At 33.7% G+C, this 17767-nt stretch carries 12 protein-coding genes; 9 read left to right on the top strand and 3 right to left on the bottom strand.

Translation table 11 applies throughout. The annotated features are described in order from the left end of the window. The 3 genes from SK086_RS11660 to SK086_RS11650 all read left to right on the top strand — a co-directional run. Positions 1–855: pPIWI-associating nuclease domain-containing protein (locus SK086_RS11660; protein ID WP_324691843.1), on the top strand; the 855-nt coding region annotated here is incomplete at its 5' end. 154 nt (positions 856–1009) lie between these two features. Then, the gene (locus tag SK086_RS11655; protein WP_324691841.1) at positions 1010–1792 is read left to right on the top strand and encodes a sensor histidine kinase; all 783 of its coding nucleotides are present in this window, start codon (positions 1010–1012) and stop codon (positions 1790–1792) included. Positions 1793–1797: 5 nt separating this feature from the next. Beyond that, a complete protein-coding gene (locus SK086_RS11650) occupies positions 1798–2706 on the top strand; it encodes a response regulator (RefSeq protein ID WP_324691839.1) in 909 nt (302 codons plus the stop codon). A 300-nt stretch (positions 2707–3006) separates the two neighbouring features. Here the strand turns inward: SK086_RS11650 and SK086_RS11645 are convergent, their stop codons facing one another. The 3 genes from SK086_RS11645 to SK086_RS11635 form a co-directional block, all read right to left on the bottom strand. Next, entirely contained in the window at positions 3007–4260 is a 1254-nt protein-coding gene (locus SK086_RS11645; RefSeq protein ID WP_324691837.1) for a hypothetical protein, read from the bottom strand. A 100-nt stretch (positions 4261–4360) separates the two neighbouring features. After that, on the bottom strand, positions 4361–5359 hold the full coding sequence (locus SK086_RS11640; RefSeq protein ID WP_324691836.1) for a helix-turn-helix transcriptional regulator: 999 nt from the start codon (positions 5357–5359) through the stop codon (positions 4361–4363). Between the two features lie 4 nt (positions 5360–5363). Next, entirely contained in the window at positions 5364–7316 is a 1953-nt protein-coding gene (locus SK086_RS11635; protein ID WP_324691834.1) for a DUF2779 domain-containing protein, read from the bottom strand. Positions 7317–7638: 322 nt separating this feature from the next. Here SK086_RS11635 and SK086_RS11630 point away from each other — a divergent pair, with 322 nt between their 5' ends. From SK086_RS11630 to SK086_RS11605, 6 genes are all read left to right on the top strand, one after another. Then, positions 7639–9285 carry a hypothetical protein gene (locus tag SK086_RS11630; RefSeq protein ID WP_324691833.1) on the top strand — a complete coding sequence of 549 codons (1647 nt, stop codon included), beginning with the start codon at positions 7639–7641 and terminating at the stop codon, positions 9283–9285. A 72-nt stretch (positions 9286–9357) separates the two neighbouring features. Further along, positions 9358–12426, top strand: a complete 3069-nt coding sequence (locus SK086_RS11625) for a type I restriction endonuclease subunit R (RefSeq protein ID WP_324691832.1) — start codon at positions 9358–9360, stop codon at positions 12424–12426. 6 nt (positions 12427–12432) lie between these two features. After that, positions 12433–14058: an HsdM family class I SAM-dependent methyltransferase gene (locus SK086_RS11620; RefSeq protein WP_324691831.1), complete on the top strand. Its 1626-nt coding sequence runs from the start codon at positions 12433–12435 to the stop codon at positions 14056–14058. After that, positions 14048–15274, top strand: coding sequence for a restriction endonuclease subunit S (locus SK086_RS11615; protein WP_324691830.1), 1227 nt, complete (start codon positions 14048–14050; stop codon positions 15272–15274). Before SK086_RS11620 ends, SK086_RS11615 begins: the two co-directional genes overlap by 11 nt. A 10-nt stretch (positions 15275–15284) precedes the next feature. Then, on the top strand, positions 15285–15611 hold the full coding sequence (locus SK086_RS11610) for a DUF4357 domain-containing protein (RefSeq protein WP_324691829.1): 327 nt from the start codon (positions 15285–15287) through the stop codon (positions 15609–15611). A gap of 137 nt (positions 15612–15748) precedes the next feature. Beyond that, positions 15749–17767: an AAA family ATPase gene (locus SK086_RS11605; protein ID WP_324691828.1), complete on the top strand. Its 2019-nt coding sequence runs from the start codon at positions 15749–15751 to the stop codon at positions 17765–17767.

Genomic DNA, 17767 nt, shown 5'->3' with positions numbered 1-17767 from the left:
GAAAATTTCGATAAAATTAAAAAGATACTTACTTCTCAGTTTGAAATTGATTTGTTTGAAGCCTCATTGGCAAGCTTAAATGATAAAACAAATAAATTGAGATATAATAACTTTGCATATAGTATAAGAGAATTGTCTCGGCATTTTTTGTATTCACTTTCTCCTGAAGAAAAGGTTAAAAAGTGTGTTTGGTATAAAACTGTAACAACAGATGGCAAACCAACAAGAGCGCAAAGAATTAAATATGCAATCCATGGAGGAATAAGCGACGAAATACTTGAAAAATGGGGATTCGATTTAGATGAGTTAAAGGATCAAGTAAAAACTCTGCTAGAAAATATAAACTCTTTAAGCAAATACACCCATATAAATGAAGATGTTTTCGATTTAAAAGAACTGGAAATAGAGAAAAACAGTAAACGTGTATTAGAGAGTTTTCAAATGTTTGTTGAAACAATTGATGCTTATAAAAATGACATAAAACAATTTTTAGATGGACATATTGAAGAACATATGATTTACTCTGTAGTAACAACTTTTTTTGAAAATGTTGATGCTTTGGCACCGCATCATTCTCTAAATTACAGCGAAGTTACTGATTATGAGATTTCAGAAATAAATGACGAAGAAATAATAGTAGACGTTTCCGGCTATCTTCATGTAACTTTAGAATATGGCTCAAGAAAAGAAAGAGAAGAAAGAGACGGTTTAGATTTGGAAGAAAGTTTTACCTTCAAAACCAAAATTAAGTATGAAATTTCAGAAGACTTTCCGTCTGACAAACATGAAATTGAAGATTACGATGTTGATGTCTCTGACTGGTATGGCGATAACGACTATTACGATGAAGTTTAATACTACTAGTAATAGCAACTAGTGACCATTGCTGGATTTTCTAGAGTTGTACTTTTTTATGTAAAAATTTATGTTAGCTGATAGTACGCAATTCGTTTGCTTCACAATAGTCAGTTAGCGGCAAAAAGTTAGCAAAAATGTTATTTAAAACAATATGAGTAGAAAAAAAAGGAACTATATACCTAAAAAGCCGACTAATCCAATCCTTATTCAAAAGAGATTAGACGAACTAGAAATACAGGTAACATTACATGGAAAAAATATTGATGCGATAGGAAAATCGCATGATACACATATTACAATGCTAAGTAATTTTGCTCGACATGATATAAAAAATTCAGTCCAAAGTATGGATAGTATTTTAGGAGCTAATACTTTAGAAGAATTAACTCCAAAGCATTTAGAGTCTTTGAAACTGAATTTAAAAATAATTAGAGAAACAATTGATAATTTCTCTAAACTTGTTCCATATAGCGAAAGAGATCATTTTAATTTTGAACAATTAATTACCGCTGTAGAATTATTAAATAGAGAAAATTTTTATTTAAATAAAATAAAGCTAATCAAGGAAATTCCAGAAGGAGACTATAACTTTAACTTGCCATTTCAATCAGTTTTGCAAATGATTAATAACATAATCATAAATGCTACTAAGGCATTCGATGAAAGCATTAAGGATAGAAAAATAAAAATATCTCTGGATTATGATAATGAGCATTTTAGTATTAAAATATTTGACAATGCTTCTAAAATACCATTTCCAAAAATTGATTCAATTTTTGAATATGGCAAATCATCAACTGGAGGCTCTGGTATTGGATTATTTCATGCTAGATATTTATGTAATCTTTATAACGGAAATATCTCAGCAATAGAATTAACTGAAGACCCTATCTATTCTAAATACTTTTTAATAAATTTACCAATAATTAAATGATAGCAATGAAAAGAAGTGTTTTAATAATAGACGACGAATTAGATCAGGCTGAAGGACTTGCAAAGTCTCTTTTAAAATCTATTAAAAATACATCATTTGAGTACGTAGCAGATGAAGAAAGTATAATAACAGCTATTGAAAATCATTATTTTTCTGTTGCAATTGTGGACCTTCGTATGGATAAATTTTCCTTTGACGGCATTGATTTAATTAAAAAAATTATAGAAGTTAATCCCTTTTCAAAAATTATAATCATATCTGCTTTTGCAGGAGAATATTTAAGCCCCATAAAAGATTTATTTAAGACAGGTAAGATTCTTGATGTAATTGAAAAGAAAGAATTCACTGCTTTCACTGAAGAACTTAGAAATGTAATCGAGGAATACCATGTCAATTTATTCAACAATCCTTCTGAAATTAACAATGCACTACTAGAATTTTATTCACAAGCAAAGAATGAAAAGGACGCATTTAAAAAGGGCGAAAGATTTGAAAATTTTGTTAGCTTATTATTTCAATCTATTGGATATTCAAAAGTTACAAAAAGAGTAAAAGATAAATCACTTAATGAAGTCGATTTAATTATTAGAAATGAGATAGACGATTCTTTTTTAAGCAAATTTGGAAAATACATTTTAATAGAATGTAAAAATAAGCCTAAGGAAAATATTGATAAGAATACATTTATAGTTTTTAATAGCAAATTAGTTCATACAAATCATTTATCTGAATTGGGAATTTTAGCCACTACTGGATATATTGCTAGAAACACATATATAGAAGCTGTTAGAACATCGCATGACATTCGAAAAATAATTTTCCTTTCAAATGTTGAATTTGAAGAACTTATTTTATCTCATGACAAGTTGGAAACCTTTAAAGAGATAATAGATAGTCAAGTTAAAGACAATTAACACTTCTGCTAACAGTGGTCATTAGCTATGACTGGTTTTTCTTGAGTTGTACCATAATTTTCACGTAAAAAAGGCTATCTTAACAGACAGTACGCAGTTCGCTGGATTCGCAACAGTCCGTTAGTGGTTAAACTTCCTAGAAATTTTAATTCACCGCCATACAAATTCCCCAAAACAATGAAATTTGTTTTGGAGGTATTCTTTTCTAATAACCACTGTGCGCATTTCTTCTGAATCCAATACACCAAATTAATTTTCTTAATTTATAAATAGTTACTTCTGAAAAAGTTAAAAATTTCACTATCTGTTTGAATTATACAGTAAAACATCCGATATCAAATATCTTAATTTGAACTTTAAATCGTAATCCATTTCAATTGCATCAGATTGAGCACAAATTCTAAGCAGCACTTCTAAATTTTCAATATGCCCAGTTTTATCTCTTGAAAACAAATCTTTTAGCGCTTTTATTTTTCTAAAAGGACTATTATTGGATATTATTTTCTGCTCTATTTTACTTCTTAACTCATCATAATTGCTTGAGCCAGTGTAAAAATGAAAATCTTTTTTCATCTCTTCTCCCAAATTAAAAAGCTCATTGATATTTGAATATGTCGATAAAAAGGTATCCTGTAAGACAGTGTGTTTAGAAGTTACTGAATTTCTAATTTCATTTTCATCATTGTTAGGAAACAAATAAATCTTGTTATCACTATTTGAGTTTGGATAAAACTCCAATGTATTATAAACCCCAAAGGAAGTATTTCCCTGATCTTCATTCCTTATCGAAATCGATGATCTTAAAAAACCTAAATTTCCCAATTGAATTGATTTTTTTTGAGAAATAATTAAGTCCAGTTTTGATTCACTTAAAGAAATTGAGGAAATGATAAACTCTGTATCTGGATTTGATTCTTTGAATTTTGCCAATTCCAAGATAGCCACAACAAACGATTCAGCGATTCCATACTCCTTAAAAGCAGAACTATTAATACTTTTAAGATAGTAATTATTGTTATGCTTTAATATTCTAAATAATTTTGTCTTAACAACCTTTTCATTATTTGCATAATAATCAGCCCAAGATTTATTGAGATCATTTAAAAGGTTCTTTTTATTTGAACTTTTACTTAATGATTTAACGTATTGTGATAGGCTTTTATCATTGTAAAATAAATTTAAAGAATCATAAATGGCTTCTGCCTCAATAAAATCAAAGAAGAGCTCTCCTTCGTTTCCGTTTTTAATAGTAAAAACATATTTTGCATTTTGATTGTTTTCATCAAATTTCAATTCACAACTAACATCGCTCTCTTTAGCCTCTATCCTAATTAGCTCAAACCTTTGAGAGTACTGACTTACTAAATTAAATAAATACTCAATTTTTTCAATCTCAATTTTATAGCTAATATCCAAGTTGTATTTATTGATGATTAACTCCTTTAATTCTCTGTTCTTTACAAGGGTTAACAACTGGTCAGTATAAATAAAATCTTCAGATTCCTTATCTTTGAGAAAGTATCTTTGTGCTCTAAAATAATCTTTATTTTCCATATTGTTCATTTCTATAATGTTCGAGTACAAAAAAAATCATTTCATCACGAAATGGAATTTCGCGATAATTTTTTTTGAATAATTTTAGTGTTTTTTGCTATTATTTATAAAGATTCAAAGCTTGTTTTAATCTCTCTTTCAAATCACTAACAATTTCCGGAGGGGAAATCACCCTTACGTTAGCACCATAACCAAGTATTTTTTCATAAAATTCATACGCCGGTTTAACCTCAACAGAAATTCTTAATTCTTGATCATTATCAAGTAATATCTTTTGAGTTGGGTGTATGGGGAGTGCTTTTATATACTTCCCTTGAAAAGGTGTAAATGAAAGAACTGTATTTACCGGAACTTCATCTGTTACCGTAATACCAAATGAATACTTAAAGTAATCTTCAAAATCAAAATCATCCGGAAGAAATTTATCATTTGAAATAGTAAAATCTTTTATCCTGTCTAAAGCATATGTAATAAGATGACCTTTATGATTCTTCCCTAAAACGTACCATAAATGTCTATCCTCTTTGAGCAGATAGGGTTGTAGTTTTACTTCTTTAACTTTTTCATCATCAAATTTTTGATACTTAAATGCAATGACATACTTTGTATTAATTGCTTCAACTATTTTAGGAATTAAATGTCCTCCTGTGATTAATGGGGTTCTTTCGGTTTGCACAATTGACCTTGTTTTTTGTATACCAGGTGCTCCTTTACTACCGGCCAAAACAGCTAATATCTTTTCAATAGCAGTAGCAAAATCCTTAAACACTTCATAATCTTTATATTGATTTATGGTGTTGGCATAAAATTGTAATGCATTTATATCAGCATCTTTTAAGCCAAATGCTTTTATGGTATAATCGGGATCAGAATAATAATACGCCTTTTTTGAGAGATCTTTTTCAATAGGCGCAAAATATCCAAGCGCTTTACTATCTCTCATATCATTCAAATCATTGTTGATGGTTTTAGACGAAACCTTAATTTGTAATTCGTATAAAATTGCTCTTTGTATTTCAGATGTTTTTACACGTTCCCCTTTAGAGAGTAAAGAATCAATAACGTGATATCTCCCAAATGGTAATTTATTTATTGCCATGTGTTTACTTTATTAATTCGTTAAAATGCTCAAACAACATTACCATCGCCAACGTATCCAACTCGCAATATTTTAAAAGTGCTTTGGTCAATTCTTCGCGCTCTGCTTCTGAAATATTAGTGTATTGCATTTTGCCGTAAGCTGTTAACGCAGCTCCCCCATCGGCTAATTCTTCCATGCCTGAAACCAAGTCATCTAATTGTTGAGGAGACCATTCTGCAAAAAGCTTTGGTAATTTTTTATACGGATTCTCTATTATGCCTTCCTGTTTTGACAACCAAATATGTTCCTCTTCTAAATTCAAACTAGTTACACCTATTTCTTTTAGTGGATTGCTGTATTTATACTGAAGGTATTGTGAGGTATTAAGAATAGCAGGAAGAACATATTTTATAGAATTAGACCCTTTTGTTAAGGGATTGTAATAGTATTTTTTAAGAACATCCCACAAGTCGACCATATCTCTTTGCCCTTTCCATGAATCGGCACTATCGGATTTAGAGTGAGAAATGCTTTTTATGAAATCAAGAAGTTCTGCAGCGTCAGGTTCATTTGCACCTTTTAATTGTTCATAGATGGCGTTAAGAATATTATTCTCATGGTTTGAGTAGCGGAATATTGTTCCGTTATCATTACTGAGTGCTTTTCTCAATGCTCTGATGAAATCAAAATTCGGAAACATGCCTTGCACGTTATTGAGATATTGATGGGCATGTTCGATCCTTCCGTCTTCGTGATAGGTATGCAATGAAAACTGAAATGCTATTTGTTCATAGGGTCTTCTGCCTACATTGAATGGTAAAGGAACGGCACTGGTTTCAAAATCAATAAAATGCATTGGATAATTCCAAGAGTCCATTTCTGCTTTAAGCCCCTCAAGATAAATGTAAACTGAATTATCCTGATCGACTTCCTTTCGTATTTGAATCCATTGTCTAGCAGTCATTGAAAGTCTACCCGGTTCCTCCTTTAAGTTGATATTATCCTCGGTAAGCTCATCCATAAAATAAATCCCGTTATTAAATAGTTCAGTCCCTTTTCTGAACGACCATACATCAAATGTTTTTGGCTTTTCAAAATGTAATTTTTGCCAATGGTGTTGTTTTTGAAAGCATTCTTCAAAACCAGACTTTAAATATTTGGTCTGTTCATCAGTAACAAACTCACATAATTTACAGTTAAATGAAGTTGGCCAGTTTGCATAAGTATCATTAAGGTAGTGTTCTTTTAAAAGTTTTAAGGCATTGTGAAAATTAAGTTCGGCGGAATATGGTATTTTATCCTCTAAAATTTGACTTACAATGTCTGATACTTCTTTTAGACCTAAAATGCTTTCCCCGGTATACTCTAATGAATCGATCATTTTTATTACACCGGTTCTGTTCCCCGCGCTTTTACTTACCCTAAAAAATTGATTTAAACCATCAACAGTTGCAACAGCCGATTTATTAGCCATCATTATTAATGAAGTTACCTGCCAATATGGATAACAAAGTTGGATGACATGCTTTTGGAAGGCTATATCGAATAGGTATGGTTTCCAACCTGCGACCATGCCTCCGCGCTTTCCCATGAAAAGATACTCATCGGAAGGATCATATGATTTTGATTTGACTTCAATTAGCTTAACCTTATTCCCTTCTTTAACCAAAATATCAGTTCTTATGAATAAGCCATCATGTAAAAAGGCTGCTTCATAAATAATGACATTTTCTTGTTGCAATAAGACTTGTGTCTGATTCCACAATGATTGATAGTCGCCATCATTGCCTTCAATTAATACACCGCCGGGATAATGCATTCTGGCATATTCTTCTATTTGGAAACCGCCTTCCGCTAAAGCGAGTAAAAAAGGGTCTTCTTGCTTTTTGTTGGGATACTCTTTTTTACCAGTGTAGTATAACTTGTTTGGACATTCCAAACCTAATTTGAATCTTGATTTAGTTAATACCCTCATGATTATGATATTTAAAATAAATGCTTCTACAAGGATGATGAAAACAGTATTAGTTCTTTTTGTAAGTAAAATGTAAGAAAAATAATTTTAGAGCCTAAAAACGAGATTGTTTTTTTGATTTTTACCGATTAAAAACACAAATAATCGGTGAAGTGTAAAATACTGTTGTTCAAGCACTAAAGCAATTTTAATTTAGTTACCTTTAAGTAAGTCTTTCCGATGTTCAAATACCACACTTTTATTGGAAAGCCGATGCCGCCTCACTCCTATTGGGTTTGCCGGCTGAGGCTTATTGTAGTGTAACTTTTAAAACTATATAGGTATGAGAACAAGATTACTATTATTGATATTATTGGGAAGTATTATCAGTTTTGCGCAAACAGCCCAACTTAAAAGTCCACAACTTGAAAACGAGTTTGAAATTAAACTTGATAAAAAAAAGGACGGCACACTAAATGTTTACATTATAGACAGTAAAAAACCTGATATTTCTCAAATAGTTACAGAACAAGAGACTAGCCCACCCTATATGGTTATTTCGAAAACTATAAAAAAAATAAATGACCTTTCGAAAGAGTTTTACTATTACATCCCAAACAGCAGCACTAAAACCACCTTAAACATAAATATTGAAAAGGAAAAGGTAACAAATGCAGATATTGTTAGTGCTTTGAAAAAGTTAGACCAGATTACTTTAACTAATTTAATAAAAGAAAAAATTACATTTAACTTAAAAGATAATAAATCAGACTTTTCTCTTTTTATTGCGAAGATTAAAGTTGACAATAGCTTTGAACCTATATTTCCATCAGCCACAGAAACTTCAGGCTATGTAGTAAAAAGAATCAATGCAAACAAAGTAGTAATTTTATTTAATGGTGGTAGTGACGTTGAGTTTAAACCTGACAATGAAGCTGATTTTTACCAAAAACTGTACAATCTTGTTAAAAGTGATGATAATACACTTGAATCTTTATTTGCCAAGGATATACTAAAATCTGTTAAAGATGTCACTATAGATTCTAATGAGAACGTAAAAAAACTTGAAGATTTATATAATCAATACAAGGGAAAAGATAAAATAACTAACTACAGCTATTTAGGTTATGTAGGAACCAACTTTGATTTGGTTGACGGAGTAAAAGCTAAAAACTTATTTTTTGCTACGAACATATTGGTTACTCCTAAGGAACGAGAGCGTGCCGGTTTTTATATTAGCTTATACGGCAACAGAACAATATCGAGAATTGATTCAATCCCCAATATTATAAGAGATGTAAGGGTAAATGACAGTATAGGCAATCAATACATTCACAGAGAAAAATCGGATGTTGTTAAAAAAGTTCAATCTGATAATTTAGGGGCTTATTTTTCGCCTCTTATTAGATGGGATTTTTGGAAAAACAAAAGCAGATATGGTGCTGTTAAGACATCACCGGCTTCCTTTTACTATGCCCCCTCTCTCGAGTTTATTTGGCGTAGAACTGCTGTTGATGTTAGGTATATTAATTCACAAAAACTACCCGCAGAACAATTGGCAAACCTACAACCTACATATAGCAATACTTTATCATATCGCCAAAATAACACCTATAACATTTATGATTTTTACATTTCTCCAATCGGATTTTGGCTATTGCATGAGAACGAAACAATAAGTATTCGCTTGAATATGAACGTAGGTTATTCTACCCGATATGCCCCTATTAATTATTTAACAACCAATGCTAATATCGATTTAATCGATAACATACAAGACAATTATTCTAACACCAACGATATTTTTTATACCGGTAAATTATGGATAACCGAAAGAACTACCGGTATAACGTTACAAGGGGAAATTAACAATACTTTAAAACGTTCTACCCCTTTTTACGGAGTTACGCTTTCAAAAGCCTTTGACTTTGAAAAGTTAGGTAACTTTTTTGCACCTATATCGAATAGAACTACAGGAACAACAAAGTAGTATTAATTCAGTACCGCTGAGGATTGTTTATGTGTGGGAAATTCAGTATGTTTGATACCTAACCGTCCAACAATGATTTTCAACGAAGACTCGAGAGTTAAAATACCGGCTATCTTGCACTTACTGCGTTTAGGATATGCTTATATTCCCTTAGCAGCACAAGAACGTGAGGAAGCCACTAATTTATTCAAACCTATTTTTTTAGAAAGTATCTGTCGTATCAATCCCGGATTGGAGATGGGTGAAGCGGAAATGCTTTTTAATGAAATCAGTTTGAAGTTGGATTATGACGATTTGGGTCGAGAGTTTTATAAAGGGCTGACGGCAACCTCGGGAATCAAACTCATAGACTTTGTTAATTTTGAAAAAAACTCTTTTCACGTCACTACAGAGCTCACTTGTAAAAACGGTGATGAAGAGTTTCGTCCTGATATCACCATCATTATCAACGGCATGCCGTTGGCTTTTGTAGAGGTGAAAAAACCACATAACAAAGAAGGAGTTTTGGCGGAGCGTAAACGAATTAATACACGTTTTAAAAACAAACATTTCAGACGCTTTGCCAACATTACTCAGCTGATGGTTTTTTCCAATAATATGGAATATGAAGATGGTGTTGTGGAACCGGTATTCGGAGCGTTTTATGCTACCGCTGCTTACTCTGATTTACAATTCAATTATTTTAGAGAAGACGAAGACTATCCGGTGACTCAAAAGTTATTGCAGCTAAGTGAAACTGACGAAAATGCCATTCTGAAAGACAACAATCTTTTGGTTATCAAACACAGTCCGGAGTTTCTTTCCAATAAAAGCGAACAAACCCCTACGCACAGAATCCTAACTTCATTATTCAGCAGAGAGCGTTTGCGATTTGTATTGAAATATGCAATTGCCTATGTGGAAGAGGAAAGTGGTTTGCAAAAACACATCATGCGCTATCCGCAGTTGTTTGCCACCAAAGCCATAGCCGCCAAACTGGATGAAGGTAGGCATAAAGGCATCATTTGGCATACGCAGGGTTCGGGTAAAACAGCCCTAACCTACTTTAACGTAAAGCACCTGACGGACTACTATCAAAAAAAGAATATAATACCAAAGTTTTACTTCATTGTAGACCGTTTGGACTTGTTGATCCAATCGACAGCAGAGTTTACCAATAGAGGATTGAAAGTAAAACAAGTGCAATCGAAACAGGATTTTGTTAAAGATTTGCAAGTGGTGGGCGCTATTCACAACGACAGCGGCCAAGCGGAAATTACGGTGGTAAACATTCAAAAGTTCAGTGAAGATGCTACGGCGGTTAAAATCCCCGATTACGATATTAACACCCAACGCATTTATATCCTGGACGAAGCGCATCGCAGTTACAATCCGAAAGGGAATTACTTGGCGAACCTTATCAATTCGGACAAAAATGCGGTGATTATTGCCTTAACCGGGACGCCTTTATTGCGCGAGGTGGCCAAAGAATACGATTCTAAATTATTATTTGGCAACTATATACACAAGTATTATTACAACCGTTCTATTGCTGATGGCTATACGTTACGCCTAATTCGTGAAGAAATTGAAGGTAACTTCAAGATGGAGATGAAAGACGTAATGGAACAAATCAAGGTATTGCAAGGCGATATCAAAGCGTCAGATGTATATGCCGACCGTCGCTTTGCCCAAGGATTGTTAAACTATATTACGAAAGATTTACGGGATTTCAGAACCGTGAATCAGGACCAAAGTCTTGGCGGTATGGTGGTGTGTGATTCCTCTAAACAAGCTAAAATGTTATTTCAACTGTTTGAAGAGCAGTTTGGGAAACAAGAAACCGATGCTGAAAAACTCCCTATGGCTGCCGAGCCTTCTACTCCTTATGGCAAAACCAAAAAAGAAGGATTGACCGCTGCCTTAATTCTGCATGACGAAAATGATAAAACCATACGTAAGGAACTCATCAAAGCCTACAAATCGGGGAAAATTGACCTCTTGTTTGTGTATAATATGCTCCTAACCGGTTTTGATGCCAAGCGTCTAAAAAAGCTTTACCTCGCCCGTGTGATACAGGATCATAATTTATTGCAAACCTTAACCCGTGTTAACCGACCATACAAGCATTACCAATACGGCTACGTGGTAGACTTTGCCGACATTTCCAGAGCGTTTGACCGTACCAATCAGTTGTATTTTAAAGAATTACAGGACGAGTTGGGCGACGAAATGGAAATGTATTCGCACCTCTTCAAATCGGAAGCTGAGATACGTGAAGAGTTGGATAACATTAAAGAAACGCTTTTCCATTACAATACCGAAAACCGCGAAATTTTTTCGCAACAAATTGCCCAGCTTACCGATAAAAAGGAATTGACTACCTTGGTCAAAGCTTTACGCACTGCCAAAGAATTGAAAAACCTAATTGCCGTTAACGGTTATGAAGGCTTGGGAGAATTGGTAGATTTTGACGTACTGAACCGTTTACTGATTGAGGCACAAAACCGATTGGATAACCTGAATTTTGTGGAAAGCATCGGCAACGAAGAAGCCACGCAAAACTTGCTCAACACGGCCTTAGAGGATATCGTTTTCCAGTTTATTAAAGTGGGCGAAGAAGAACTGCAACTGGCCGATGAACTGAAAGACCAATTGCGTAAAACCCGGGAAGCCCTGCAGCAAAACTTTGACCAGTTGGACCCGCACTTTGTTTCGTTGCGCGAGGAACTGGAACGCATCTTTAAAAAGAAAAACCTATCGGAAACCAACCAAGCCGATATGGTGGAAAATATGCACTTGTTGCGCAAGATATACGACGAAGCCAAAGAGCTCAACCGTAAAAATGCGCTGCTGAAAGCGAAATATGAAAACGATGAAAAATACTCTCGCATACACAAACGCTTGCAAGAAAAAGGCAGCCTGAATGCCAAAGAAAGCCAATTACACCGTGCCTTGATGCAGGTGAAATACGAGGTAGATAAAAAACTCGAAGGTCAGGAAGACCTCTTGAAAAACGAAGCCTTCTTTACCAAATACCTCATGCAATTGGTGGTGCAGGAGTTTAAGAAAAAAGAAAACATCGACCTGAATTTTGAATCGACCCAAAGCATCAATCATTTGATTGCGAAAGAATATTTACAACTTTATAAAGCCAGTTAATACCCCATGACACAAGATATTAGTTTTATTACAAAAACCAAAACACTCATTGACAATTTAAAAAGTGTGTGTGCCAATTTCGGGCTGGGCAATTCCGCCAGCGAATTTGACATTATTACCCAATGCTTTTTGTATAAAACCCTGAATGATAAATTTCGGTATGAAGTAAAAAAGCAAGTGCCTGAATTGGCCAAAGCCGAACCGGAAGCGTTTAGAAAGCACTTAGAAGCTATGGACGAGGAAAATTATCTGTTTTTGTTGGCTTCCTTAGACCCGAATGCGCCACGATTGAAAACGCATCACTTATTAGAGAATTTATATAACCGACAAACTGAAGGCGACTTTAGCAAGTTGTTTGACGATACCTTGACCGAAATTGGGATGGACAATGCCGATATCTTCTCGGTAAAGTCGTACTCAGGTGCTAAAGACACCTTGTTTGACCGATTGAGCCAATACATCAAAGACCAATCGCAACGTGATAGTTTTTGTGTGGCCTTGATAAACAAAATGATAGGTGTTTCGTTTGAAGAAATGTTTCATCAGAAATACGATTTCTTTGCCACCATATTTGAATACCTTATTAAAGACTATAACTCCGACTCCGGAGGGAAATATGCCGAATACTATACGCCTCATGCCGTAGCGCGTATCATGGCGAGTATTATGGTACCCGAACCGGTTAAAGGGGTGAAATGCTACGACCCCAGTGCGGGCTCTGGAACCTTGTTGATGAGCTTGGCTCACGAAATTGGAGAAGACCGCTGTACGATTTACTCGGAGGATATCTCCCAAAAGTCCAGCAACATGCTGCGTTTGAACCTGGTATTGAACAACCTGACGCACAGCATCCCGAACATCATCAAAACCAACACGATTAAAGACCCGTATTATCTCGATACCAAGTTTGATTTTATCGTATCGAACCCACCGTTTAAACTGGACTTTTCGGACTTTAGAACCGATTTAGAAAAAGACACCTTTAAAGAACGCTTTTTTGCGGGTATCCCAAATGTGCCGAAAGCCAAAAAAGAATCGATGGCGATTTACCTGATGTTTATCCAACACATCATGTACAGTTTGAGCAACACGGGTAAGGCGGCTATCGTAGTCCCTACCGGTTTTATCACGGCGCAAAGCGGTATTGAAAAGAAAATACGCGAACGCCTGATTACCAAAGGCTGGTTGCGTGGCGTGGTGAGTATGCCGAGCAATATATTTGCCAGTACCGGTACTAACGTGTCCATTTTATTTTTAGACAAGCAAGCCGATAGTGAACATATCGTATTGATGGATGCCGGCAAACTTGGGCAAACCGTAAAAGAAGGTAAAAACCAACGCACAGTTTTGACCGCTGAGGAAGAAGCACATATCATTAAAACTTTTAACAACAAAACAGCGGTGGAAGATTTGAGCGTAGTAGTGACCAAACAACAAGTCATCGATAAAAACTACTCCTTCTCAGCGGGGCAGTATTTTGAGGTAAAAATTGATTATGTGGATATTACGCCTGAAGAGTTTGCTGATAAAATAAAAAGTTTTGAAAGTAATTTGGAAAGCTTGTTTTCGGAAAGTAAATTATTAGAAATAGAGATTAAGAGTAATTTGAAAGGTTTGAAATATGACTATTGAATACAGAAATGCTTATTTAAGTGAGCTTTACGATTTTCAATACGGTACAGGCAATACTATAGAGAATATCGGTGGGGATTATCCCATTTATGGCAGTAATGGAATAGTTGGTTATACAAATAAGTTTAATAGTGAAGATGCTCCAGTCATCGGGCACATTGGCGCATATGCTGGGATAGTAAATTGGGCAATGGGCAAACATTATGTAACCTATAATGGTGTTATTTGTAAAATCAGACAAAATATAAATCGTCAATTTGGCTACTACGCACTATTGAACTCAAATCTTCAAAATAAATTAAGAGGAAGTACTCAGCCATTTATTTCCTATGATTTATTAAATGAAGTAAAAACATATTTACCAGATAGAAAAATTCAAGATAAAATCGCCAAAGTCCTTTCCGACCTCGATGCCAAAATAAAACTCAACAACAAAATCAATGCAGAGTTAGAGGCGATGGCTAAAACCATTTATGACTACTGGTTTGTGCAGTTTGATTTTCCCGATGTTAATGGAAAACCGTATAAAAGTAGCGGTGGTAAAATGGTTTGGAATGAAGAATTGAAAAGGGAGATTCCTGAGGGGTGGGACGTTGATACTTTGTCCTCATTGATAAACAACGATAAAAGTGGTGATTGGGGAAAAGAGCAAGAAGAAGGAAACTATACTCAAAGAGTATTTTGCATGAGAGGTGCAGATATTAATGGGTTAAATGGCAAAGGAGAACTTAAAACACCGGAGCGTTATATTTTAGAAAAGAATTTGCATAAAACATTAGACCCTTACGATTTGATTGTGGAAATTTCCGGTGGAAGTCCTACTCAATCTACAGGAAGATTAGCCTATATAACCAATGAAACATTAGACCGGTTTGATGCACCTATCATATGTTCTAACTTTTGTAAAGCCGTTACCTTAAAAAACAAACATTATTTCTACAATTTAGTTTACCAATGGAATAGCATCTACGATGCCGGTGTTTTGTTTGGCTATGAAGGCAAAACCAGTGGTATTAAAAATTTATTGTTTGAATCATTTGTCTCTACTCACAAAACTGTAATTCCAAGTGATGAATTGGCTGAGAAATTCTTTGATTTTATGACACCAATTCAAATCAAAAAAGAAAAAAACTTAAAAGAAAACCAACACCTCGCCTCATTGCGCGATTGGTTGTTGCCTATGTTGATGAATGGGCAGGTTAAAGTAAATAATTAAAATATTATATATGTTAAGGCTCTATATTAAAACATTAAAGCTAGCAGCAGAAGGAAATTATTTTGAAGGAAAAATAGAAATTTTGGAAGGGTCTGAATTAAAAAAAGAAATAAGTGCATCTTTTCCAAAATCAATGATTGAGAAAAGAGAATATTTAATTCAAAATGGCATTATTAAAGACAATGGTCAAAATTATATTTTTACTGAAAATTATATTAGTAAATCCCCTTCCGAAGCAAGTAATATGATATTAGGAACATCATCTAATGGAATGTTGTATTGGAAAAACAAAGATGGAAAATCATTAGGAAAGTTAATTTTAAATGATGATGAATAAAAAAAATCTAATCATCATCTGTTATTGCCTATGTTGATGAATGGTCAGGTTACGGTTGGGGATGCCCTTCGACAAGCTCAGGATGACGAGTTGGGGATGGTTGCGGAGAGTGGGGAGGATTATAAAAAAGGATAGAGATGAGATTGGCGGCTATCTATATTGACACGCATGAGTATTTATCACAACAACCTTTGGTGATAAATTTGGGAGGAAGATATGACTATAAATTTGCCAAAGCTGGCAGTGAAGTTTTCATTACCAAAAAATTAAATGAAAACTATATAGAGAACTTTTTTGATCAAACTAACCTAAAGTCAAGATTGCTTAATATTAATGCTGTCGTTGGAGAAAATGGAGCAGGAAAATCATCAGTTTTTGACTCAATTCGAAGTATTTTCATAGATAACCCATTTGCTTTACCAATAAATAATACATTTCTTTTTTTTGAAACTGAAAACGAAAGCGAACTTAAAGTAGCCAGTAACATTTATGATGTAGGAAGAGGTAATATTTCTTTTGTATCGCTACAGGATGATTTAATAATCGAAGCAAAAAGATCAAACAGTATTTGTCAAACTATTTATTACTCCCCTCATTTTGATTTTAAATACAATCCCAATTTTGATAATATTGATAATTATGACATTTCTTTTGATAAGTTATTGGAAGAGGATCTTGATGACTTGGAAAATAAAAAGCCGAATCAGTCAGGCTGGAATTACTCACCAAGTCAGGAACTTTTATTTAAAAACTCAATAAGGCAGCTTCTTTTTTCAAATTCTGATTTAGTGAAAAAAGAAGGGATTTTTAAAGAGCTATTCGATTTCCCGGAATTTGGTGAAGCGAGATTAGTTATTAGAGGCTATAAAGAAGAGCGCGAATGGAATACACCTTCTGCTTTTAGGCCAGGTCTGAAAATTTTAAAAGCGAAATTAAAAAAAGAACTTGATGATTGGTATACAATAAGAGTGTTTAAAAGTCCAGGAAGAGTTTCAAATCAAATAGAAATTAACAAATACATACTGAAAAGATATATTATTCGAGATCTTATTTCTGTCTTGGAGAGACAGATGGAAAAAGCGAACAGCTATTTATCTGAAGGAGTTTTAGAATATGAAAGTTTTGAGAGAGAAAGCTACCGTTTGGAAGCTTATGATTCATTTTTATTATTTATTAATAACAGCTTTATTCAGTTTGGAGATCAAAAATTGAAGGCATTCGATGAGCCAACAATAAAATTACTTTTAGCTAAACTCTATAATGCAATTGATGAAATAGATAAAGAAGAAAATGTTGAAAATCAAATGATGGTGATTGAGGGTAAGGATGCGATTGAGATCTTGACTTTGCAAAGAAAATTTTTAACTACTCTATTTCATTATTATTCTATTTTTCAAGGAAAAAGCGCTGAAAAAGTTCTCGCCAAAAGTGACAAGATAGAAGGGTTTATTAATTATATGTCCAGTAGTCGCAAGCTGAGTTCAGGAGAGAATGCACTTTTAAATTTGTTTTCGAGGCTTTACAATTTTCTAACAACAAATCTGGTAAATGACTCACGCTTTTTTAAAAATTCTGAAACCTACATTATTTTATTAGACGAAGCTGACTTAGGTTTTCATCCCGTTTGGAAAAAAAAGTTTGTTAATACGCTTGCTTTAACGCTTCCTTATTTTTTTGAGCAACTAGATAGTACTCCAGATATACAAATTATTTTTTCAACACATGACCCCTTGACGCTTTCGGACTTACCAAATAAAAATATTGTTTATATCTCAAAAAATTTAGAGACATTAGAAACTGAAGTTTTAGATTATGGAAACCCTCAACGACCGGGAAAATCATTTGCTGCAAATATTACAAATTTACTCTCAGACTCGTTCTTCATTAAAGATGGTCTAATTGGAGACTTTGCTAAACAAAAAATTGAGGAAACCATAAAATGGATTGATAAACAGAAGAATACGTCAAAAAGGGATAAAAACTTCCAAAATGAACTTGAACATCATAAAAAGATAGTTTCTATTATTGATGAAAAAATAATCAAATTGAAGTTATCAGAGATGATTGCTGAAGTTGAAGGAAATAATGATTTCCAGAAAAAAATGTATGATGACGAAATAGCGTATTTAATCAAGAAAAGACAAGATTTAAATTAA

Source organism: Flavobacterium cheonhonense (assembly GCF_035671315.1).
Classification (GTDB): domain Bacteria; phylum Bacteroidota; class Bacteroidia; order Flavobacteriales; family Flavobacteriaceae; genus Flavobacterium; species Flavobacterium cheonhonense.
The sequence above is the reverse complement of the archived record's forward strand: the minus strand, read 5'-3'. Positions and strand labels throughout refer to the sequence as shown.